17 protein-coding genes are annotated in these 21,693 nt (G+C 70.4%); 10 read left to right on the top strand and 7 right to left on the bottom strand.

The features are described from left to right. Positions 1-211: 211 nt before the first annotated feature. Positions 212-2,200, bottom strand: coding sequence for a hypothetical protein (locus tag IPI43_33440; GenBank protein MBK7778966.1), 1,989 nt, complete (start codon positions 2,198-2,200; stop codon positions 212-214). Between the two features lie 131 nt (positions 2,201-2,331). Between IPI43_33440 and IPI43_33435 the strand changes: the two genes are divergently transcribed. From IPI43_33435 to IPI43_33420, 4 genes are all read left to right on the top strand, one after another. Further along, the gene (locus IPI43_33435) at positions 2,332-4,770 is read left to right on the top strand and encodes a hypothetical protein (GenBank protein MBK7778965.1); all 2,439 of its coding nucleotides are present in this window, start codon (positions 2,332-2,334) and stop codon (positions 4,768-4,770) included. Between the two features lie 64 nt (positions 4,771-4,834). Continuing rightward, a complete protein-coding gene (locus IPI43_33430; protein ID MBK7778964.1) occupies positions 4,835-5,572 on the top strand; it encodes a hypothetical protein in 738 nt (245 codons plus the stop codon). A gap of 75 nt (positions 5,573-5,647) precedes the next feature. Continuing rightward, positions 5,648-6,115: a hypothetical protein gene (locus IPI43_33425; protein ID MBK7778963.1), complete on the top strand. Its 468-nt coding sequence runs from the start codon at positions 5,648-5,650 to the stop codon at positions 6,113-6,115. An 18-nt stretch (positions 6,116-6,133) separates the two neighbouring features. After that, entirely contained in the window at positions 6,134-6,745 is a 612-nt protein-coding gene (locus tag IPI43_33420) for an MBL fold metallo-hydrolase (GenBank protein MBK7778962.1), read from the top strand. Positions 6,746-8,112: 1,367 nt separating this feature from the next. Here IPI43_33420 and IPI43_33415 read toward each other — a convergent pair. Further along, positions 8,113-8,991, bottom strand: a complete 879-nt coding sequence (locus tag IPI43_33415) for a hypothetical protein (protein ID MBK7778961.1) — start codon at positions 8,989-8,991, stop codon at positions 8,113-8,115. Between the two features lie 397 nt (positions 8,992-9,388). Here IPI43_33415 and IPI43_33410 point away from each other — a divergent pair, with 397 nt between their 5' ends. Continuing rightward, positions 9,389-9,973 (top strand): hypothetical protein, encoded by a 585-nt coding sequence (locus tag IPI43_33410; GenBank protein ID MBK7778960.1) that lies wholly within the window; start codon positions 9,389-9,391, stop codon positions 9,971-9,973. Here the strand turns inward: IPI43_33410 and IPI43_33405 are convergent. The 3 genes from IPI43_33405 to IPI43_33395 are packed head-to-tail and all read right to left on the bottom strand — an operon-like array spanning position 9,970 to position 13,759. Then, positions 9,970-10,662 carry a hypothetical protein gene (locus tag IPI43_33405; GenBank protein ID MBK7778959.1) on the bottom strand — a complete coding sequence of 231 codons (693 nt, stop codon included), beginning with the start codon at positions 10,660-10,662 and terminating at the stop codon, positions 9,970-9,972. The two genes, IPI43_33410 and IPI43_33405, sit on opposite strands and share 4 nt — an antisense overlap. Before the next feature lie 3 nt (positions 10,663-10,665). After that, complete coding sequence (locus IPI43_33400; GenBank protein MBK7778958.1) at positions 10,666-10,863, bottom strand: hypothetical protein; 198 nt, start codon at positions 10,861-10,863, stop codon at positions 10,666-10,668. Between the two features lie 25 nt (positions 10,864-10,888). Beyond that, positions 10,889-13,759, bottom strand: coding sequence for a hypothetical protein (locus IPI43_33395; protein MBK7778957.1), 2,871 nt, complete (start codon positions 13,757-13,759; stop codon positions 10,889-10,891). A gap of 537 nt (positions 13,760-14,296) precedes the next feature. Between IPI43_33395 and IPI43_33390 the strand changes: the two genes are divergently transcribed. Further along, positions 14,297-15,361 (top strand): family 43 glycosylhydrolase, encoded by a 1,065-nt coding sequence (locus IPI43_33390; GenBank protein ID MBK7778956.1) that lies wholly within the window; start codon positions 14,297-14,299, stop codon positions 15,359-15,361. Between the two features lie 79 nt (positions 15,362-15,440). Here the strand turns inward: IPI43_33390 and IPI43_33385 are convergent, their stop codons facing one another. Then, positions 15,441-16,217: a hypothetical protein gene (locus IPI43_33385; protein MBK7778955.1), complete on the bottom strand. Its 777-nt coding sequence runs from the start codon at positions 16,215-16,217 to the stop codon at positions 15,441-15,443. Positions 16,218-16,256: 39 nt separating this feature from the next. On the opposite strand from IPI43_33385, the gene IPI43_33380 reads away from it, so the two are divergent. Further along, on the top strand, positions 16,257-16,622 hold the full coding sequence (locus IPI43_33380; GenBank protein MBK7778954.1) for a hypothetical protein: 366 nt from the start codon (positions 16,257-16,259) through the stop codon (positions 16,620-16,622). Between the two features lie 22 nt (positions 16,623-16,644). Here IPI43_33380 and IPI43_33375 read toward each other — a convergent pair whose 3' ends face one another. Beyond that, positions 16,645-17,364: a YafY family transcriptional regulator gene (locus IPI43_33375; GenBank protein ID MBK7778953.1), complete on the bottom strand. Its 720-nt coding sequence runs from the start codon at positions 17,362-17,364 to the stop codon at positions 16,645-16,647. 76 nt (positions 17,365-17,440) lie between these two features. Between IPI43_33375 and IPI43_33370 the strand changes: the two genes are divergently transcribed. The 3 genes from IPI43_33370 to IPI43_33360 all read left to right on the top strand — a co-directional run bounded on the left by IPI43_33370 (position 17,441) and on the right by IPI43_33360 (position 21,684). Continuing rightward, positions 17,441-18,160 carry a glutathione S-transferase family protein gene (locus IPI43_33370; GenBank protein MBK7778952.1) on the top strand — a complete coding sequence of 240 codons (720 nt, stop codon included), beginning with the start codon at positions 17,441-17,443 and terminating at the stop codon, positions 18,158-18,160. A gap of 70 nt (positions 18,161-18,230) precedes the next feature. Continuing rightward, positions 18,231-20,249 carry a cation:proton antiporter gene (locus IPI43_33365; GenBank protein MBK7778951.1) on the top strand — a complete coding sequence of 673 codons (2,019 nt, stop codon included), beginning with the start codon at positions 18,231-18,233 and terminating at the stop codon, positions 20,247-20,249. Between the two features lie 43 nt (positions 20,250-20,292). Further along, on the top strand, positions 20,293-21,684 hold the full coding sequence (locus IPI43_33360; GenBank protein ID MBK7778950.1) for an MFS transporter: 1,392 nt from the start codon (positions 20,293-20,295) through the stop codon (positions 21,682-21,684). Positions 21,685-21,693 lie beyond the last annotated feature (9 nt).

Raw genomic sequence — 21,693 nt, 5'->3', positions numbered from 1 at the left:
CCCACCAGCCGTGTGGGGATTGACGGCACCGGCGGGTCGCGTTAGACACCCGCCTCTCCTGGCCGAGTGGCGGAATGGCAGACGCGGTGGATTCAAAAATCCGCTTTCTTCGGGAGGCCCGGTTCGAGTCCGTCTCGCCACCACGTGCTGATTCAAGGGCGATTCCCGTGACGGGTCGCCCTTCGTCTTGGTGCGCGCCTGACGCCTGCTCCTACCGGATCTCCATCGGGCGGGGCGTGGTGAACAGGTAGCGGATCGCGCCTGTCGCCCAGGGGGCGTTGTCGTCGCTGCGGCAGTGGATGCTTCCGTCGACGCGCCGCGCGCAGGTGTGCACGCCGACGCTCTCGAAGGCCGTGACTTGGGTGAGTGTGGCGGTGGCCGAACCCCGCCGGCAGGTCAGGGTGCGGCTCGCATCGAGGGCGCAGAACGAGTCGAAGAAGACGCTGAACCCTGCGGTGTTCGCCGGACCGACCTCGGTGGCGCCGCCTCGATGGCGGGTTCGCAGGCCGTCCTGCGGGGCGCACCGATGCGCGGCGCTTCCCGTCCGAGCGCACACGCGCCTCCCGCCGCCGACGAGTCGCTCGAAGCCGCCACCTTCGAAGGCGCCGGGCACGAAGGACGGCGCTGCTGCCGTGGCGCAGCGGACGCCGCCGTTGCGGTCGAGGCCGCACACCAGGTCGTCGAGCGCGACCAGCTCGCGCGCATCGGGGATGCCGAGGTCGATGACGCTCGGCTCGCGCGACGGGTCTTGCCCGCTGAGGATGCGTCCGTCGCGCAGGCGCACGGTGAAGGGGCCTCCCGCGGACGTGACCCAGGCGACGTCGCTGATGGACCGGGTCCCACAGCGCGCTTCGCCGTTCGACCGCAAGATGCACCCTCCGCGCACCGTCTCGACGTCCGTCGCCCCTTCGAACGCGGGCGCCAGCACCACGCTGCCCGTGGGTGGATGGATGGCGGTGCAGCGCCACCGGCCGTCGTCGCCCCGAAGACAGGACGTGCTCAGCCCAACGCCAAAGGAGCGGGCGCGCGCGGGCACGCCGTTCGACTCGAGCATCGGGAGAAACGAAGGGTACTCGAGGTCGGCATACGAGCCGAAGCGCCGGTGCCGCGCGTTGCCCGCGCAGCGGACCTCGGCGCCAACCACGCCGCACGTCCCATGGAGGTCGACTGCGAGTGCCGTCGCACCGCGGAGCGCCGGGACCTCGACGGGGGACGCATGCGCGACGAGGTCGCCGACGCCGAGCTCACCCTGCGTGTTCGGCCCCCAGCAGAAGACGCGTCCGTCGGACCGCGAAGCGCACAGGTGCGTCCACGTGCCAGCGATGGCCGCGACGTCCAACATGCCGTCGCCGCCGGCCGCGGCCACGTAGTCGGAGCGAGACGCCTCGCCCCAGCATCGAAGCGTGCCCGCGCTGGTCCGGGCACAGCCACCCGTCACGCTGCACGCGACATCCGTCGCGCCTTCGATCCCGTCGACGCGGACGGGGCGGCGCAGGCTTCGCGCCGAGCCCGCGCGACCCACACCGGCGTGCTCCGGGTTGCCCCAGCAGTGCACCTGGCCGGCTTCGTTCGTGGCGCACGCGTGCGTGTCGCCGATCGCGACTCGGACGGCGCGGCCGTTGGCGCGTGCGTTCCAGCTCACGTGCGCGATCGGGCTCACGGGCTCGCCGCGCTCCGCGAGCGAGCGGCAGCGCACCACGCCGGAGCGTTGCTCGATGTGGCAGATCGCGTCGATGGCCAACGCCACCCCGGCCACGTCGCCGGCGATGCGACGTGCGGTGAATGGTGCCGCCTCGGCGAGGGCGTCGACGGCGGCGGTGCATTGCTCGATGCGGCTGTAGTCCGTGTCGCGCTCGCAGGCGGCGCGGAGCCGCGGGAGCTCGTCATCGAGTTCGTCTCGGTGCCGCTCACCGAAACAAAAGAGCTCGTGCCCTGCCGTGAGGACGCACCCGAGGCCCCCCGTGGCGACGATCGACTCCACGCGCGCGGGGATGCCCACGATGCGCGCCATGCCCGCGCCTTGCACCGAGACCGGGCTCAGGCCGAAGCACCGAACGTCCGAGTCGCCGAGGACCACGCACCCGCCGTTCGCGTCGAGCGCGACGAGGCGCGGAGGGGCGTCGGCGTGGGCGACGGAGCCGAGCGAGGCGGCCATGACGGCTGCTGCGGCGAGGATCAGCGTTGGGCGCGGCGGTCGCATCACGGCAAGATACGCTGATCGCCGTCGCGAATCATGGAGCGTGCCGTTTCGGAGGAGTGCCACCAGGGTTCCATTCGAGGCCCGCCTGAGTCGTTCCGCCCGCCGGGACTGTCCGGCATGATCTCGGTCGCATGACCCCCCTCCCGTCCCCCACGCGCCACCGCGGTCGGCGCGCTACCGTCTCCCTCGACCAGCAGCGCACCCCGCGCCGAGGCGCACCACCGACGTCGCACTCGCTCCGTCTGCTGAGCGCCGTCGCGGTTTGCTCCGCGCTGCTCGTGGCGTGCTCGGACAGCCCGCCGGACCCGAGCGACGAGCGCTTCGACGAGTCCCTGTTCCGAACGCCTCCCGCGGAGCTGGGCCCGCACGTGCGCTGGTGGTGGCCGGGTGGCTCGGTGGACGACGCCACGATCGAGGCCGAGGTGGCGCGCCTGGCCGACGTGGGCTTCGCGGGGGTCGAGCTGCAGACGCTGCTGTTCGGCATGTCGCAGGCTGACGTCGACGCAGACCCGCGCGTGCGCACGGTGGGCAGCGCGGAGTACCTCGAGCACGTGGGGGCGTTCTTGCGTGCGGCCGACGAGCGCCAGCTGAGCACCACGCTCACGCTCGGCAGCGGGTGGCCTTCGGGCGGCGTCTTCAGCACGGACGTCCGCCCGCGCGAGCTGCTGTACGAGCGGATGGACGTGACTGGGCCGCTGGACGTGGACATCGCCATCCCCACGCCCAGCGAGCCCAGCTGGGTGGCGGGGAGCAACGGGTTCTTCCCCGTCACGGGTGCGTTCGACCCGGAGGCCACGCTGCTGTCCGTCCAGCTGGTCCCCATCGTGGACGCGGCCGCCACGCCGCCGGTGCTGGGTGTCCCCGTGGACGTGACGTCGTCGGTGGTCGCCGGCAGCCTCCAGCACAGCGTGCCCGCCGGGGCGCACGCGCTGCTGTTCGTGTACGAGCACACGGTCGATCACGTGGTGGCAGGCGCCGCGTTCCCAGGCGCTGTCGAGGACGCTCACGTCATCGACCACCTCGACCCGCGTGGCGCCGAGCGGCTGCTGGCCGAGCAGAGCGCGCCGTGGCTGGACGCGCTCGCGCCGCTCGCGCCGGACGAGGTCTTCGTGGACAGCTTCGAGTTCGTGGGCGAGCTGCCCTGGTCGGCTCCCTTCGCCGCGCGCTTCGCGAGCGACACCGGCTACGCGCTCACCGCCGAGCTGCCCTTCCTCTTCCGCGAGGGAGGCGAGTCGAAGTACGTGGACATCCTGCGCGGCGCAGGGCCACCGGCCTTTGCCAGCCAGTCCGGCCGCGGCGAGCGCGCCCGCGAGGACTACGAGGACGTGCGCGCGCGGCTCTTCACGGAGGGCTTCATCGAGCCCGTGGCGGAGTTCGCGAGCGAGCGCGGCGTCGCGCTCCGCATGCAGGCCCACGGCGGCTACGCGCACGTGCTCGACGCCTACGCGCTGGCCGACGTGCCCGAGTCGGAGGGGCTGTTTGCCGTGGGCATCATGGACTTCCTCGAGCTGGCGGGGTCGGCCGCGCACGTGGCGGGGCGCCGCGTGGTGAGCTCCGAGAGCTTCGTGGTCATCAACCCGAGCCCCTCGCCGCTCTCGCAGGACGAGCTCTGGATGCTGGCGGGGCGTGCGTACATCGCGGGCATCAACCGGCTGGTGTTCCACGGCGCGGCGTATCCCTACACGCGCAGCAACGGCGCGCGCTGGTACCCGTTCGCCCCGGACCCCGCGAGCGGGGTGGTCAGCGCGGGCCCGATTCCCATCACCAGCGACGTCCGCGTGGGCGAGCCCGACTGGGCGTTCCTCCCGGAGTTCAACCGCGCGCTCACGCGCCTGTCGTACGCCATGACGCGCGGCGTCGACCGCTCGCAGGTGGCGTGGCTGCTCCCCGAGCGCGAGGTCCCCGACGCCGCGTCCATCCGCGTGGGGCGCCTGCGCGCCGAGCAGGGCGAGAGCGACACGAGCCTCGCGCTGCGACGGGCGGGCTACCCCTATGACCGCATCAGCCCGAGCATGCTGGCGGGCGCGCGCGCCGAGGGTGGGCAGCTGGTGGTGGGGGCTGCGTCGTACCGGGCGCTGATCCTCACCGACTGGCACGTGGCCCACCCCGACGAGCTGGCCGCCGTGGTGCAGCTCTTGGCGGCGGGCGTGCCGGTGGTGGTGCTGGGCGAGCTGCCCGGACGTGCCCGCGGTTTGGTCGATGCCGCCGCGCGCGATGCTCAGATCGCAGCGGATGCCGCAGCCGTTCGCGCTGCGGCGCAGGTGGTGGACGCGAACGACGAGCTCGCGGCGGCGCTGGCTGCCGAGGGCGTGCTGCCCCTGCTGAGCGTGCGCAGCGGCGACTGCACCACCGTGTCCACGGCTCACCGCGAGCTGGCCGAGGGGCACCTCTTCCTGCTGTTCAACGAGCACCCGGCCAGCTGCCGCGCCACGCTCGACATCCGCGTTCCCGGCCGCCGCGCGAGCTTGCTGGACCCGGTGGACGGAAGGCGCGTGCGCCTGCCGCGGGCCGACGAAGCCACCGTGGACCTCGCCGCGAGCCGCGCGCTGCTCTTGTGGGTGGAGCCCTGACGTAGCAGCCCGCCCGCGGTGGGCCACCCTTGCCACAGGGGCCCGTGGCACATACCGTGAGGGCATGCCGAGGAACGTGGGGGTGATGCTCTTTCTTGCGCTGGCCGTGTGCGGCTGCGGCGGTGGCGCACCGGAAGGAGCGGACCTCGGCGCCGACGCGCAGGTGGACAGCGCCGCCCCGCCAGACGACGCCGGGCCTGATGCTGGCGATGCCGGCGAAGCTGTGGACGATGCCGGAGCGGACGCTGGCGAAGAGGCGTGCGGCGGCACGACGTGTGACGCGGACGAGCACTGCTGCGCCACCTGCCCGGGGGAGTCGGACGTGTGCGTCTCCGATGTGTACGACGGCTGCCCCATCGCAGACGAGTTCGACTGCGCACCGCTCGATTGTGCCCCCGCCATGGACGTGAGCGACGCTGCGGTTGGCGACTGCGACGCCATCCTGGGTTACTGGTGGAACGGAGTCGACTGCCGGTCGCTGTCCGGCTGCTCTTGCAGCGGAGATGTGTGTGGGGATCTGTTCGCGAACGACGAAGACTGCGAAGCCGCCCACAGCGCCTGCTCGCTCTGCGGGACCGTCTGGCACGTGCTGTGCGACGAGGGTGAGTACTGCCGCTTCCGCGGCGCCTTCGACCCGTGTGACCCGGTCACGGATCAACACGGCACCTGCGTCCCCATCCCCACCAGCTGCGACGCCGTGAGCGAGCCGGTCTGCGCGTGCGATGGGGTGACGTACGACAACCCGTGCCTGGTCCGAGCGGCGCAGCAGACGCTCGAACATCGCGGGGCTTGCGCGCCGTGAGCCATGTTCGGCCCGTCGTGTCGCCGTGATCCGCTGGTAGCAAAGCTTCGCGGGGCGCGGGTGGTACCATGGCCCATGCGCGCACTCGCCACGTTCTCCCTCGTCTTCCTGCTGAGCGGCTGCGCTGGCACCCCCGCCGAGCCCCAAGAGGCGTCCGGAGTTCAGGAGCGCACGGTGGAGGCAGATCCACCGGCGAGTGCGAGCGGGCTGCGCTGGATGATCACCGCGCACCCCGCCCAGCTGACCATGGCGCAGCGCGCGACCTTTCGCCTCCGCCGCACCGTGACGAACGAGGCCAGCGAGCCGCTCGACGCCATGCACGCGATGGCGTCATTCACGCTGAACGGGGAGGACTCCATGTCGCTGGACCTGGCGTTCGGGAACGGGGCCCGCGAGAACCGCTGGAGCGCGCTGCCTCCGGGCGAGAGCGCGTTCGACGAGCGGGCGATGGGCGAGAGCTTGTTCCCGGCGCCGGGGACGTACGTCATCGCCATGACGGTCGACGGGGTCACGTCCAGCGTCGAGGTGCGGGTCAGCCCCTGACGCGCTAGCGGCACCCCCATGAAGACCCTGCATCAACCCACCATGTTCTCGTGGTCGTGTTTCGACGAAGCGCGCAACATCGACTTCCACGGGTACGCCATCGTCCGCGCCGAAGGGGTGGTCCTCGTCGACCCCATGCCGATGTCCGCCCACGACCTCGCGCACCTCGCTGCTCTCGGCCCTGTGGCTGCGGTGGTCGTGACCAACAGCGATCACACGCGCGCGGCGCAAGAGCTCGCGGCCCGCACGAACGCGCCGCTGGTGGGTCCGCGCGCGGAGGCCGAGACCTTCCCCATTCGGTGCGAGCGCTTCATCGGCGAGGGGGACGAGGTGGTCCCCGGCATGGTCGCCATGGAGCTGCACGGCAGCAAGACGCCGGGAGAGCTCGCGCTCTTGGTCGACGGCACCACGCTGATCACGGGCGACCTCATCCGCGCCCATCGAGCCGGGGCGCTCACCCTGTTGCCGGACGCGAAGCTGGTCGACCGTGCGCGGGCCATCGAGTCGGTGCGCCGACTCGCGGCGCTGGACACCATCGAGGCCGTCCTCGTGGGTGACGGGTGGCCGGTGTTTCGCGACGGGCATCGCGCGCTCTCGGAGCTCGCTCGGTCGCTGACCAACCCGAGCTAGCCAAGCTCAATCCACAGCATCGATCACTTGGTCGACAGTCTAGTGCGCCACGTGTACCTTCGATGGGGTGCGCTGGCTTGGCCGCTGGGTGGCGGCCCTCGACAGAGGTATGTATGTGCGCTCCGAGAACGCGTTCGTGGTCTGGGCTGGTGGCGGCGCTTCTCGTGTTCGCAGGGTGCAGCAGCGCGGCGGAGTCGCCGGTGTCGATGGAGCAGTACCCCGACGCGTTGCGCCGCGCACTTTGCCGAGGGGCGGTCGAATGCGCGTTCGCTGACGGCTCCGGAGCATATGACCGCGCTGAGCACAACGACCAGGACGGGTGCGCCTATGGCGCGACGAGCCAGACGAGCGTCGTAGATCTACGCATCCTGCGCCGCGTCGAGGAGGGGACAGTGGTCTACAGCGCGGAAGGCGCCGCGGCCTGCCTCCGCGCGACCGAGGCGACGTGCCAGTATGGCACCGAGAGCGTGCGTCGCGCCTGCAACAGCGTGTACCAGGGGCAGGTCGCGAACGGCGGCTCGTGTCGGCACGACCTCGAGTGTCGGAGTGGTCTGTGCGGCCGAGGAGCCAACTTCTGTGGCGGGTGCTCTTCGTTGGGGACGCTCGGGAACCCATGCTTGCTGGGCGAGTGCCACACCACCCTCGACGAGCCTCTCCATTGCGAGAACGACTTCTGCCTCGCTGGCACAGGGCCGACCGCGGACCTCGGAGACGCGGGTCCCGGAGACCCGTGCACCGACCCCATCTGCGGCCAAGGTCTCTATTGTCTCGATGGCCTGTGCGTTGCCTGGGAGCGCGCTGGCGAAGCGTGCGATGAGGGCCACGACTCCTGCGAACCGGGGACCCTCTGTCGGTTACCGACCATCGAAGCGACGGAGAACCGGTGCGTGCCCTACCGCGTCGAGACGACACCCGGGGAACCCTGTGGCGACCCGAACGCGGCGCGCGTAGGCGAGTACGTCGTCTGTGACGCGTCGGCCGGCCTGCGCTGCGCGTTAGGCGTCTGTGCAGCAGGAGCGATGGACGGCGAGGACGGCGTTGGCTGCGAGCGACACGACGATTGTGTGGACGGATTGCGATGCGTCGACGGGTGGTGCGCAGACGGGGCGCACCCGGACGGGGACTCGTGCCAGGGAGACGGTCAGTGCGAGAGCCTCTTTTGTGAATTGTCGCCTGGAACCTTCGATGGACGCTGCGGGCCCGAGCCGGTCTGCGACTGAGGATGAGCGCAAGAGCTCGCGGGCCGCACGAACGCGCCGTTCGCTCGCTCAGTCGCTGACCGACCCCACCTAGCCCGCGAGTGGAGGCGCGACGGCGCGTGTTCCTCCGCAATCGGCGTCACCGAGGCCAGCGCCGCTACCCGGGCTTCACTCCCACGGCCAGCGCTGCCCACGCGGCAGCCGCCATTCGTCGCCAGCCGACCAATAGAGCGCATCGAAGTGCTGGTCGAGGGGCTCACACTCTGGGGCCGTCGAAGCCTCGGGTTCGCCGTCCTCGCCCTCGCCCTCGGCCTCGCTGTCGTCCTCCTCATCCGGGCCGCTCTCGCAGTCCCGCAAGAAGACCTCACGCACGAAGTGCACGTGAAAGTCATCCACGCCGTCTTGGTTGGCGTCGTGCCGCGTCACCTCGGTGCGCTGGACGAAGCCGCCGCCGTGCCCGTCCTCTTCGTAACTCTCCAGCAAGGACAACTGAACCGCCAACGTGTCGCCGTCGACGTAGTGCCGCATGCGCTCGGTGGAGCCCCCATCTCCGGCAGGCCAGTCCGTTCGGGTCTCGACGTCGATCGTGAGCTCGGGTCGTCCGTCCCGATCGATGTCCTCCACCGCGTGCACCGTGGCGAACGGCGTGTCGGTCAGCGTCCCCGTCCAAAGAAGCTGCTCGCCATCGAGCACGGGTTGGCGTTCGGGAGGCCACGAGACCCGCACCACGATCAGGCTGCGGGTCACATCCGCCATCCCGCCCGGAACGGACTGCCAGCAATCAGAAGTGCAGTACTCGCAGTCGAGGACGTCGGCGGCCTCTTCGCAGGCAGCCCTGCGGCTGTCCAGCTCGTCTTCGAAGGCCTCGAGCCGCCCTTCCTCCTCGGCACGCGCGCGGAGCTCGATGAAGGGCCCGACGACGTAGCCAACCCAGAACACGCGGGGACCCGCAGCCTCACCGGCCATGGCAACGAACTCGGGCGTGATCGTACGGGGCCGCTCTTGACGCGCGAGCTCGACCACCTCGGGCGGCAGCTCCTCCGTCAACCGAGCGCCGAACCCAGACGCCGACACAGCGACCCGCAGGGGCAAGCGCGCGGACCCCGCCTCAGAACCGTTGGCGGACGGCGGCGGGGAAGCCGCTGCGCCGCAACCGTAGAGCCCAGAGAGCAGCGCGAAGATGAGGGGACAGCGCCACGACGTGCGCGGGAACGATGCGAGATGGACGCGACGCATACCGTGGGTCGGACCGTCGGCGGTGCTTCCGTCATGGAATCCACCGCCAGAAGGAGATTCCGTGACGGAACCCGCACACAGGGTCCGAGGATTGCCAAGGAACCTACCCATACGAACATGGGAGGAAGGACGACGAATGCGGACGACCGGAGCACAAGGTGGAGAGCGACCTCGCCTCGCGCCTCGCGGACTGCGGGGGACCTCCCTGGTGGATCACGTCATCGAGGAGATTCGGTCCGGGCGTATCCCGCTCCACGGCGTCACGTCGCCGACGCCCAGTCCCCTTCCGGTGGAGTATCTCGCCAACCTGCGCGTCGCGGACGATCGGCGGCCGCCTCCCAGCCTGATGCGTTGGCTGGGGTTCGAGGCGAGCTTCTTCCGCGAGCTCATCTCCGCTGCGGACCCTCCCGTGCTGATGTCGAAGCCGCTCGCCGAGGTCGTCGCGCCGCCCTTCGGAGAGCTGTTCGAGCACAGCCTCGGCAGACTCCTGCCAGGCGTCCTCTACCCGCTGACCACCGGATCCGACGCCACTTGGGCCCTGTACGTGGGCACGCCCGACTCTCTTGGCGAATACCCGGTGCTGGAACTATCGATCGCCGACGAGCCCACACTCAGCCTCGCGGCCCCCGGCTTCGACGTATGGCTCGCGATGCGGATGCGGGTGCTCGACCTCGAGGGCCGCCGGGATCTCTTCGAGACCTCCTACGGTCCGGCAATGTCCGAGCACGCGCGCCTCAACCTCGCGGGACATCAAGCGCTGTGGGTCAGCGACGGACCAACTACGGATGACTAGCGCTCGGCGCTGACGATGCGGCGTGCGTCGCACTGGTAGCTGTAGTGCGAGTCGCCGGTCACTTGGAAGCTCCAGAGGCTCCCGCACACGTCGCACTGCGCCACCGTGACGTGGAACTCCACGTTGGCGTGTGGGTGGTCACGGCGAATCAGGCTGGTGGTGCGGCCGTGCTGGTCCTGTGTCTCGCAGCCCGTGTCGCACATGCACGGGAGCGGCGTGAGCTGCTGCACGGCGCGCGTGATGGTGGCCACCTGCTCCTCGCCGAGGCAGGCCGAGGCGGCTGCTGGAAGGCCAAGCTGGAGCAGCTCCTCGAAGCTGATGTCGAACGGCTGGTCGAGGGCCCGCCCACTCACGCGGCGGCCGAGGATGAACACCACCCACGCCGCTCCGCGCCCGCCACCGAAGACGCGTGGCACTCTCGGGCGGCCCACGTTCGCGGCGGGAACACCGCGCTCGAGCAGCGCCACCGAGGCCGGCAGCGCGAGGGCGAGTGCCTCCACCAGCGTGCGGAAGTCGAACGCGGCCAGCACCTCGTCGTTCAGCGCGCCGGCGGCGAATTCGGCCGCGCACACACGCTGCACGTCATCGCCGCGCGTGAGCGTCACCCCGCTTGCTTGCAGCACCAGCAGCCCCGGAGGCTGCGTGTAGGGCTGCTTCCACTCGAAGCGGGTGTCTGCGTCACCGGTCACGACTCAGCGCTCGTCCGTGCGCCGGGGCTGCGCGGTCTTCGGCACTGCCGCGACGTCGGAGGTGGGGACCGGCGAGGTGGCGAACGTCTCGCCGTCGCAGCACTCCGCTTGGTTCACCCCGTACATGGGGCACCCGCTGGTGATGCATGCGGCGTGACCGTGGATGTAGGCCATGGGGGAGCGGCAGAAGCGGCAGTGCATGCACCCGCAGTCTACCACCGCGTGTTCACGGTAGCGGCCACGCGGTGCTGCCATCGATCACGATGCGCGTGAACATGGCGTTGCGCGTGGAGAGCGCCCCCTGCACGTGGTCGGCCGGGCCCATGGCGAAGAAGGCGCGCTCCACCGCCGGGAACGCGTACGCCCCGATTTGTGCGTCGGCCGCCGCCGAGATGGCGATGCCCCACATGGCGAAGAAGTCGCGGTAGTCGAGCCCCGTCACCTGCGAGAAGGCGATGACCATGAAGTCGTTGTCGGTGAGCGCCTCGGCGTCGGCGCGGGCGTACATCCCTAGGCCCAGGCCATCGCGCGCGGCGGCCCAGGTGGTGTCGTCCTCGAGGGCCGCCAGATAGGCGCGCTCGTAGATGTGGATGCGGGGCACCACCAGGTAGCCGTCCGTCAGCACGTCGGCGCGGCGCGCGGCCGCCATGGCCTGCAAGAACATCGCGTACGACTCGATGATGCCGCTGTCGCCGCCGCCCGCCAGGATGCCGGCGAGGTACGTGTTCATGTGCGTCGAGAAGTCACCGGCGCGCTCGCCTGCCACGTACGCGGCTTGGAGCTCCGCAAACACGGCGTCGTGTTCCACCTCCCATGCATCCACGGCGCCGTGGTCGTCGTAGTAGCGCGATGCGCCATAGAAGGGCGTCCAGTTGGTGGCCGCGTGGTTGGGGTACTGCAGCGCGTCGTGCGTGAGCTGGAAGCGCTCGCGTTGGATGCTGTGCCCGAGCTCGTGCAGGTCGCCGTGGGCGATGGGGCTGAACGCCCAGCTCGCGTCATACGGGTTGCCCGAGCAGCCCGCGCCGCACGTGGCCTGGTCCATGGTGCCGTGCTTCACCAGGTCCAGCAGCGGCACGCTGAAGCCCTGGTCGCTGGCCCAGCCGTGCACCTCGGGGTGCTCGGTGATGCCCTCGCCCGCGAAGCCGGCCATCACGTGCACCTCGTTGAAGGTGTACTGCTCGATGGCGGCGGAGAGCGCGGCCGGCGTGGACCAGCGCGGGTCGCTCATGGTCTCGGCGAAGTAGTCGGCGCGCGAGTGCAGCTCGAAGCCGGGCGTGGCCACCTCCACCCAGTTGTACACACCCGCGGCGACGGCGGCCGCGAAGCGCTCGTTGTCGGCCGGGCTGCGCCAGTGCGGGTGCCGGCCCACGCCCTCGAAGCGCACGCGCACGCTCACGCCGCTCTCCTCGAACGCCAGCTGCAGCGGGCCGCCGTACGGGTTGGTGAACGTCACGGTCTCGCCCGCCACCAGCGGCACGCTCTCGCTGCGCAAGAAGCGCGGCCGGTCGTAGCCGCCCCAGCGGTCGTCTTCCCACAGCGGCGTGCTGCCCGGGCGTTGGGTGTTCACGAACACGCTCACGGTGGCGGCCGAGTCGTCCAGCCGCGTGATGCGCGCCGTCCGGCCGGGCAAGAGGTACACCCCCGCCGAGCGGAAGTCCGGGCGCGAGAGCAGCTCCACCGTCTCGCTCACCGGCGTGACGCTGGCTGCGTCCAGGTTGTCGAAGCTGCCGCGGTCCGGCTGTGCGGGGCCCACGGCGCGCGTGTTGAACACGGCGTGGTCGGCAAAGTAGGCCCGCAGGAAGGTCTGCGCGGGGGTGCTCGCGGTGGTCATGGGGTACGTGGTGTCCTGGCGCAGCCGGTCCCCCAGCAACACCAGCAGCTTCTCGAGCGTGTTGCCGCACGTCTCGAACAGCGCCACGCCGCGCTGGTCCAGTGTGTTCAGCGCCGCCTGCGTGGCCTCGGCGCCCTCGGCGAACTCCGTGGTGTAGCCCGCGTTCTCGTCCGGGTCCTCGGCGATGCCAGGCAGCGTGAACGAGTACTCACCCGTCAGCAGATGCTCGAGCGCCGTGTCGATGGCCGCGTTGTCGCCGCTCAGCGGCCGGTCGATGAGCGTGCTCGGGTCGAAGGCCGTGGCGCGCAGCGCGTACCAGTAGTTGTCGGCCACGTAGCCCACCGAGAGCAGGTCCAGCAGCGCCTGGCCGAGGGCGTTGGGCTCACCGTCGCGCGGGAAGAACAGCACCGGCGTGCCCGCCTCGAGCGCCACCCGCACGCGCGCCACCACGGCATCCACGTCCACGTCCCCGCTCGCCTCGTCGTAGTCCTGCGAGATCACCAGCAGCTCGGCGCCCGCGTCGAGGCACGCACCGAGGGCTGCCGCGCCATCGCACGCGTCCGCCTCGGTGAGCGTGGTGCCGGCGCCGAACTGGGCGGTGAGGAACTCGCGGGTCGCCGCCTCGTCGTCGAACCAGTAGTCCTCGTCGATGTGCGCGAGGGTCACCTGCACGGGCGGGGCCTCCGGCTCGCGGCGCAGCCAGCGCAGCGCGTTCACCATGAACTGCGTCATCTGGGCGTTGACCACGCTCGAGTTGCCGCGGTCGTCGCGCACGCGCAGCGGGTTGGTGCCCAGGACCACGTAGCGGGCCGCGCCCAGCTCGCCGATCACGGCGAGGCCCCGGGTCTCCACCGGCTCCGCGGGGTCCGACACGTCGTTGGTCTCGATGGCCACCACGTTCGCGCCCACCGTGGCGCTCAGGAGGGCCGCGTCATGGCGTGGGTCCCAGTCGATGGACGTGAGGCTACTGCCGTCGGTGCGCGGGGTGCCATCGGGCATCAGGTTGAACAGCGCGACGAGATCGCCGTCGCGGGCCACGCGCTCCTGGTCCAGGTACAGCCGCGTGGCGGTGAGCAGCGCGTCGCTCGTCGAAACGCCGAGCGCGTCCCCGCTCTCGAGGGCCTCGCGCACCTCGACGGGCAGGTAGGCGGGGTACTCGCAGTCCGCGGCCGGCAGCGAGGTGGAGCCACCGCAGGAGCAGCCCGGTGCGAGCGAGAGCGAGAGACCGAACAACGAGACAGAGAGGGTGCGGAGGGGGAACTGCATGTGCCGCCTTTCTGGGGGGTGTGACCAGGCGTGTGAGCGCATCGTATCGCCTTCGAGGTCGAAGGCGCGCAGCTTGGCGTCCACGTGGCGCCTTTCGCCGGGAGTCGAGCCACGCTTCGGCGTCTTCGAACGAGGAGAAGACCTTCTCGGGGTATCCCGCGGGCCGCTCTGCCCTCCTGCCTGTGTGCCCATGGCACTCCACCTCCCGAAGTCTTCGCCGGACTGTGCCCACGTACTAAGTACAAGATCAAGTGTTATCGTTCATTGAGTTTGCTGCGGTAATACTGTGGTTTTACATCCGCACAGCGTGCGCATGATCGTTCATGATAGCCCCGTTCGACACTTCAGCCCGAACTCGGCCTGTGGTATGAAAGGCAGATGTCGGGAAACGTGATGGCTGGAGTTCGAGGGCTTCAACGCTGCGTCTGCTGGCTGGTGCTCGGGCTCGGCACGGTCGGGTGTGGAGGCTCCGCCTCAGCCCCGTCGGACGGCGGGGTGCCGCGCGATGCCACCCTGGGAGACGGAAGCGTGGACGCGATGGCGATGGGTGACGCCAGCGCCGATGGCGGAACTCCGAGCGACGCAGCGGTGGACGAGCCGTTTCCCGACGAGATCGAGAGCGCGCTGTTGCTGAACGCCGGCCAGCCGATGGCGTGCGCGGATCCCACGGTGGTCTCCGTCCGCAACGAGGGCGAGGACTTCTACGTGTTCTGCACGGGCATGCTGCGCATCTGGCACACCACGGACTGGGTCACCTTCGAGGACGTGCGTCCCTCGACCACGTTCTCCCTCACCGGAGTGGGCGCGCAAGCCCAGGCCATCAACTGGTGGTGGGCGCCCAGCGTCACCTACGACGGCGCGAGCGACTCGTACGTCATGTGGGTGTCCATCCCCTCCGAGGCGTCCACCGGGACGGCCGGAGGAACGAACGCACGTTCGCTCGGCGTCTTCACCGCCGAGGAGCTCACCGGACCCTGGAGCTACGAGGGCGATGCCATCACCGGAGCGGCGATGCAGATGTACATCGACCCCTTCCTGTTCCGTGATCACGACGGGAAGCACTACGTGTTCTGGAAGCACTACGGCCCCGGCATCGGTTCCCTCATCGCCGCCGCCGAGGTGAGCGCCGACTGGCACGCCATCACGGGCTCACAAGTCACCATCATGAACGGCTATGGTGGGACTGGGACGTGGGAGGACAACGTGCGCGAGAACCCCGCGCTGTACTACGACCCCGCTGCAGATCGTCATCATCTGATCTTCTCGGGCGGGCACTGGAACGACCAGTCCTATGCGACGGGTCATGCGCTCAGCGCGTGCGGGCCGCTCTGCGTCGACGCGGACAGTGGCGGCTGGCGCATGGTGGAGAGCGGAGACCGCGGCATCCTGCAAGTGGTGCGCACCGCAGACCTGGACGTGTTCGGCGCCGGCGGCGCCGGCGGCGCGGAATTCCTCGGGGCACGGGCGAGCTACCTCCTCTACGCGGCGGCAGCGCCGTTCGGGTCCAACCCACCAACGCGCTACTTGATGCTCGATCCGCTCAGCTGGGCCAACGGCGCGCCCTTCGTCGACACGGACGGACATCACCCAACCGGGTACTGACGCGACGGGAGGGCGCCCAGGCACAACTTCCAGCACGACGTTCTCTCGGTGCTGGCGGCCCCTCACGCGTGCTGGCGCGTCAACGCCCGATGGTCGGCGATGTCCCCAGGAACAGGTCCGCCGAGATGCTGCGCAGCGCGTCCGTCGCCGCGACCTGTAGCTGGTCGCGCAGGTCGGCGCGCACGGCGTCGTCGGCATCGTCGGGGTTCAGCAGCCCGCCCACCGCCACGCTCTCGCTGCTCTGCGCGGCCACCGGGGCGTGGCACACCGTCTGCGCGGTCATCGTGTCCACGATCAGCATCCGGCCGATGAACAGCCCGCTCTCGAAGTCGCCGTCGATGACCTTGGGCGCGCGTGCGATGCCCGCGCGGAAGACGGCCAAGAAGCGCTGCTGCGCCCAGCCGTTCACGCGGAAGCGCGCGTTGCCCACCTCGTGGTCCGATAGCGCCACAGGGTCCACGCGCTCGATGGAGTCGAGCCAGGCGAAGCCATCGTCTTCGGGCGCTGGCGTGGCGCTGGCCCAGCGCTGCAGGCTCTCGAAGCGCAGGGACGGGATGTACTTGCGGCCGCTGCTGTCTTGCTGGGTGTGGCCCGCCAGGATCACCTCGGGGGCGCACGGAACCGCTGGCCCCGAGGGGTCAGGCAGCGCGGCCACCAGCGCGGTGACCCGGCCGTTGTAGGCCACGATGTCCGCGCGCCCTGCGGCCATCATGGCCGGGTCCACCGGAGAAATCGCGTTGATGGCCAGCCCGATCATGCAGACCACGCACGGGAGACCGACGAGGCACCCGGCCCCCACGAGGACGAACAGCACGGCGTTGCTCTTCTTGGCGGGCGGCGCGGGTGCGGCTTGCATCCCCGCGAGTGTGCGACGGCATCGTGTTACAACCAAGCGATGAAGACGCGCGCCAGCACGCGACACCCGATTGCGATCTTCACGCTGCTGGGTGTGCTCGCGGGCTGCGCTACGCAGCAGCTGACCGCCACGTCGCAGTCGCCCGAGGTGGCCCCCGAAGTCTCCGAGCCTCAGCACGAGCCGTCCGAGACCTCGCCACCGGCTATGGAGTGCGCCATCGTCGCTTGGAGCTGCACCTGTTCCTACGAGTGCAGGCAGGTCTGGGGCGGCGCTCCGGGGGCTACATGCGCCAACGCGTGCCCGAACCTGGACGGCCCCGAGCGAGAGCTTCCGCCGACGCGGCCCTGTGGTGAGCTCAACGGCAGGTGCTCCTTCCTCGATTTCGCGTGGTGCCCGAGGCCCTAGGCAGAACCGCGAGGAGCCCGACTCACGGGCACTTGCCGCCCCGCTCCCGCTCGTACTCCGCCTCGCGCAGCGCCTCCTGCTCGCGGAACGCCTGCAGCAGCGCGCGGCGCGGCTTGGGCAGCGGGTCCACCAGCACCGTGAGCGCCTCCATGCGGTCCGTGCGGAACAGGCGGAAGTCACTGCGCAGCTCGCACCAGGCCACCAGGCCGCGGCTCCCGTCGAAGTAGCCGAGCGACACGGGCCAGACGGTGCGCTCGGTCTCGCTGCCGTTCACGTCGCGGTAGCGCAGCGTGATCTTGCGCTGCTCGCGCAGAGCGTCGCGCAGGGGCACGAGGTCCACGCGGTCTTCCACCTTGGGGCGGAAGCTGGGCGCGAACAGCGGCGCATCCAGCAGCAGCGCGCGGCGCTCCTTGGGCAGCACCTCCACGATCTTGGCGATGGCGGCTTCGGCGTCGCGCGCGGTGGCTTCGTCGGCGCGGGCGGCCACCATGCGCGCGCCCAACATCAGGGCCTCCAGCTCTCGCGCGTCGAACATGAGCGGCGGCAGGTCATAGCCTTCGCCCAGCACGTAGCCGATGCCGGCCTCGCCGCGGATGGGCACGCCCGTGGCGATGAGCGACGCCACGTCGCGGTAGATGGTGCGCGGCGTCACCTCGAAGCGCAGCGCGAGCGCGTCCGCCGTGAGGGGCGCGCGGGCGCGGCGCAGGTGCCGGATGATCTCGTTGAGGCGTTGGGCTCGCATGGGGGTGACTCGCTCCGCAGCATCGCGGGTGCGTGCTGACAGCAGCTGTCAGGAGTCTGTCAGTATACCTGCCGACATGACCAGCATCGCCCACGAGACCCTCACGCTCCTTCAATACGCGCCCTGCCTCGGGCTGCGCAACGCCAGCCCCTTCTGCATGAAGGGTGACGCGCTCCTGGCCCTCACGGGGCAGCCGTACGTCACCGAGGTGTTCGCGGACCCGCGCAAGGCGCCCAAGGGCAAGCTCCCGGTCCTGCGTCACCGCGGCAAGCTCATCGCGGACTCCACCTTCATCCGCCGCTACCTCGAGGACACGCTGCGCTTCGACTTCGACGCGGGCCTCTCGGACGCGGAGCGCGCCACCGCCGACGCGTTCGTGAAGCTGTGCGAGGAGCACCTGTACTGGATCCTCTTCTATTCGCGCTGGATGGAGGAGGCCAACTGGCCCGCGATCCGCGATGCGTACTTCGCCGAGATCCCAGCCCTGGTGCGCCCGCTCATCACCAAGCAGATCCGGAAAGGCGCGTTCGCTGCCATGCAGGGGCACGGGCTCGGGCGGCACACGCGCAGCGAGATCTACGAGCTGGGCGCGGCCGACCTGCTCTCGCTCGCGCGCTTCCTGGGCGACAAGCCCTTCTTCATGGGCGACACGCCCACCAGCGCCGATGCGACCGTGTATGCGTGGATGAGCTCCATTCTCGATGCGCCACTCGAGAGCCCGCTGAAGACCGCCGCGCAGAGCCACCAAAACCTGCTGAGCTACACGCAGCGCGCACAGCAGCGCCTCTTCGGGTAGAGATGCGCTGCAGGGCAGCCCGCGTGCGAAGTACGGGCCTCTTCGATCGCAGCTGATAGGCTGCGCCCAGATGTTGCCCTTCCAGATCCCGCTCCCGCTCACCGACCCGATCGTGATCTTCGCGGTCGTGTCCTGCCTCATGCTGGTCGTCCCCTTCTTGATGGAGAAGATCCGCATGCCGGGGCTGGTGGGGCTGCTGCTGGCTGGCGCCGCGCTCGGGCCCAACGCCTTCCACGTCCTCGAGCGTGACGAGTCGTTCGTGCTCTTCGGCAACGTGGGCCTGATCTTCATCATGTTCACGGCCGCTCTCGAGGTGGACCTCAGCGTGTTCAAGAAGTTCGGGCTGCACGCGCTGGTGTTCGGCGTGCTCACGTTCGGCCTGCCGCAGGGCCTGGGCACGCCTGCCGCGCACTACCTGCTGCAGTACGACTGGCCCGCTGCGGCCCTGATGGCCAGCATCTTCGCCTCGCACACGCTGCTGTCGTATCCCGTGGCCAGCCGCTTGGGCATCACCAAGAACCGGGCGGTCACCACCGCGGTGGGCGGCACCATGATCACGGACGTGGCCGCGCTGATGGTGCTAGCCGTGGTGGCCGGCACGTCCACGGGCGAGGTGAACGAGGCCTTCTGGGTGCGCCTCGGCATCTCCCTCTTGGTCTATGTGCTGGTCATCTTCGTCGGGCTGCCCATCCTGGGCCGCTTCCTGTTCCGCCGCATGGGCGAGGACGGCGTGGCGCAGTTCTCGTTCGTGCTCGCGTCGGTCTTCGTGTGCGCGGCGCTGGCCCACTCGGCGGGGGTGGAGCCCATCGTGGGCGCCTTCTTCGCGGGGCTCGCGCTCAACCGGCTCATCCCCCACAACGGCGCGCTCATGAACCGCATCCAGTTCACGGGGGAGGCCATCTTCGTGCCGTTCTTCCTGCTGTCGGTGGGCATGCTGCTGGACGCGCGCGTGCTCTTCTCTGGCGCCCACACCTGGGTGCTCATCGGCTTCATGACCGGCATGGTGGTGGTCACCAAGTTCGTCGCGGCGGAGTCCACGCGCCTGTTCTTGCGCTTCGACAAGGCCGAGGCACGCGTCGTCTTCGGCCTGAGCGTGCCGCAGGCGGCGGCCACGCTCGCGGCGGTGATGATCGGCTTCGAGCTCCAGCTCTTCGACAGCGCCGTGGTCAACGCCACCATCGTGATGATCCTGGTGACCTGCACGCTGGGCCCCTGGGTGACTCAGCGCTACGGGCCTGCCGTGGCCGCGCGCGAAGCGGCGCTCGAGGCGCAGGCGCAGGTGGGCCCGAAGCAACGCATCCTGGTGGGCCTCCAGGGCCTGCTCAACGCGCAGTCGGTCATCGAGGTGGGGCTCATGCTGCGCGACGGTACCCACCGCGAACCGCTCCACCTGGTGCACGCGGCATGCGACGACGAGTCGCTCACCGACACGGTGGCCCGCGGCGAGAACATGTTGCACGACGCGGTCACGCTGTGCTCGGCGGCCGACGTCCCGGCCAAGACCGCCACCTCGGTGGACCACACGGTGGGTGAGGCGCTGGTGCGCTCCAACAAGGCCGTGCAGAGCTCGCACCTGCTGTTGGACTGGGACTTTGCCGCGTCGGACAACCCCGACAGCGTGCTGGGCACCGAGCTGGACGTGCTGGTGGCGGGCGTGACCAGCACGTTGGTCCTCATGCGCAACCGGCACCCGCTCGGCACCAACCAGAAGGTGACCTTCGCCATCCCCACGGGCGGCGTCTCCGCCGAGGAGCTGGAGGCCGCCGCGGCGACCGTGAAGCGCCTGGCCAACCAGCTGGGAGCACCCGTGGAGGTGCTGGCCGAGCAGGTCACCTGGGACGCCATCGCGAGCGTGCTGGAAGCGGCCAAGCCCAGCGCCAAGCTGTCGCACAAGCTGCTGGAGAGCTGGGCGTCCCTGAACCAAGCGCTGGCGGACCTCACGAGCACCAGCGACCTGCTGGTGCTGATGGGCACGCGCGACATGGGTCACGAGGCCGCGCGCACCCCGATCACGGTGGTGGAGCGCTTCCCGGAGGCCAGCGTGTTCGCCATCTACGGGGCCGTCCCGGAGCCGCTCTCTCTCGCGTAGCGGGCGGGTGGACGACACCCCGAAGCGCGGCCACGCTTGGCGCGTGCATGACGAGTCGCTCGCTGGCTTGGCGCTCCCCGCACGGCCCGAGTGGTCGCGCCGCGCCGTGCTGGCGGTGGTGTTGCTGGCCGCGTTCAGCACCAACCTGACGCTCACCATCCTGACCATCGCGCTGGCGCCCATCGCAGTGGACCTCGGGGTGAGCATCGGCGACGTGGCCTGGGTGACGCTGGCGCCCATGGTGGTGAGCGCCGTGGTGACACCGGCTGCGGGCCGCATCGCCGACCGCTGGGGCCGCAAGAAGACCTGGTTCCTCGGCGTGGGCGTGGCCACCTTCGGCATGCTCGCCTCGGGGCTCGCGCCCAGCTTGCCGTGGCTCATCGTGGCGCGCGTGGTCACGGGCACCGGCACCGCGCTGGTCATGCCCAGCGGGCTCGCCATCGCGTCGTCGGCCTGGTCGCGCGAGGAGCAGTCGGTGCCGCTCGGCTACTGGACCAGCACCATGGCCTTCTCACCCACGCTGGGCATCGTGCTGGGCGGCTTCGCCATCGAGTACGCCACGTGGCGCGTGCTGTTCTTCGCGCAGCTGCCCATCGCCGTGGTGGCGCTGGTCATGGCCGTGAGCGTGCTGCCCACGGACGTGCCGTCCACCGAGGACGCGCGCGCCTTCGACTACAAGGGCGCCGCCGTGGGTGCGCTGGGTGTGCTGGCCGCGCTGCTGTGGATGGTGCGCGCGCCGCAGTGGGGCTTCCTGTCGCTCGAGGCGCTGCTGGCCCTGGGCGTGGCCGTGGTCACGCTGGCCTGGTTCTGGCGCATCGAAAAGCGCGCCGAGGAGCCCGTGCTGCCGCCTCCCATCTTCGAGCGCCAGCTCACGCGCCGTGCTTTGTTGTCACGCTCGGTGGTCCAGGCCGTCTACATGGGGAGCTTCCTGATCACTCCCGTGCTCCTGACGCGCATCGCCGGCTGGTCGCCCGGTGTGGTGGCGGCTGCGCTGTTGCCGCGGCCCATCGCCATGGGCATCGTGGGACCGCTCGCGGGCCTGCTCATTCGCCGCTCGGGTGTGTCGCTGCCCACGCAGGTGGGCGCGGCGCTCGTGGCTGCGGGCTGCGCCTATCACGCCTGGTTCACGCCGGAGATGCCTTATCTGTGGCTCGCGCTGGCGCTGGTGGCCCAGGGCGCAGGGCTGGCCCTGGCATCCACGGCCACGGCGGCTGCGGTGACGTCGGACAGCGCAGCGCGGGATCTCGGGGCCTCATCGGCGGCGCTCGGGCTCACCACGGCGCTGGCCAACGCAGGCGGCATGGCCCTCCTGCTGGGAGCCCTCGAGGCGCTCGGCGGCGATGGGGTGCCAGCGGCGTATGGCGGCGCTTTCGCGCTTGCCGCAGGGCTCGCGCTCGCGGTGGCGCTCTTGCCCGTTCGCGCTGAACGTCCCTGACCGTTGACG

Source organism: Sandaracinaceae bacterium, assembly GCA_016706685.1.
Lineage (GTDB): Bacteria > Myxococcota_A > Polyangia > Polyangiales > Houyiibacteriaceae > JADJJE01.
This window is presented reverse-complemented; position numbering and strand designations above follow the sequence as displayed.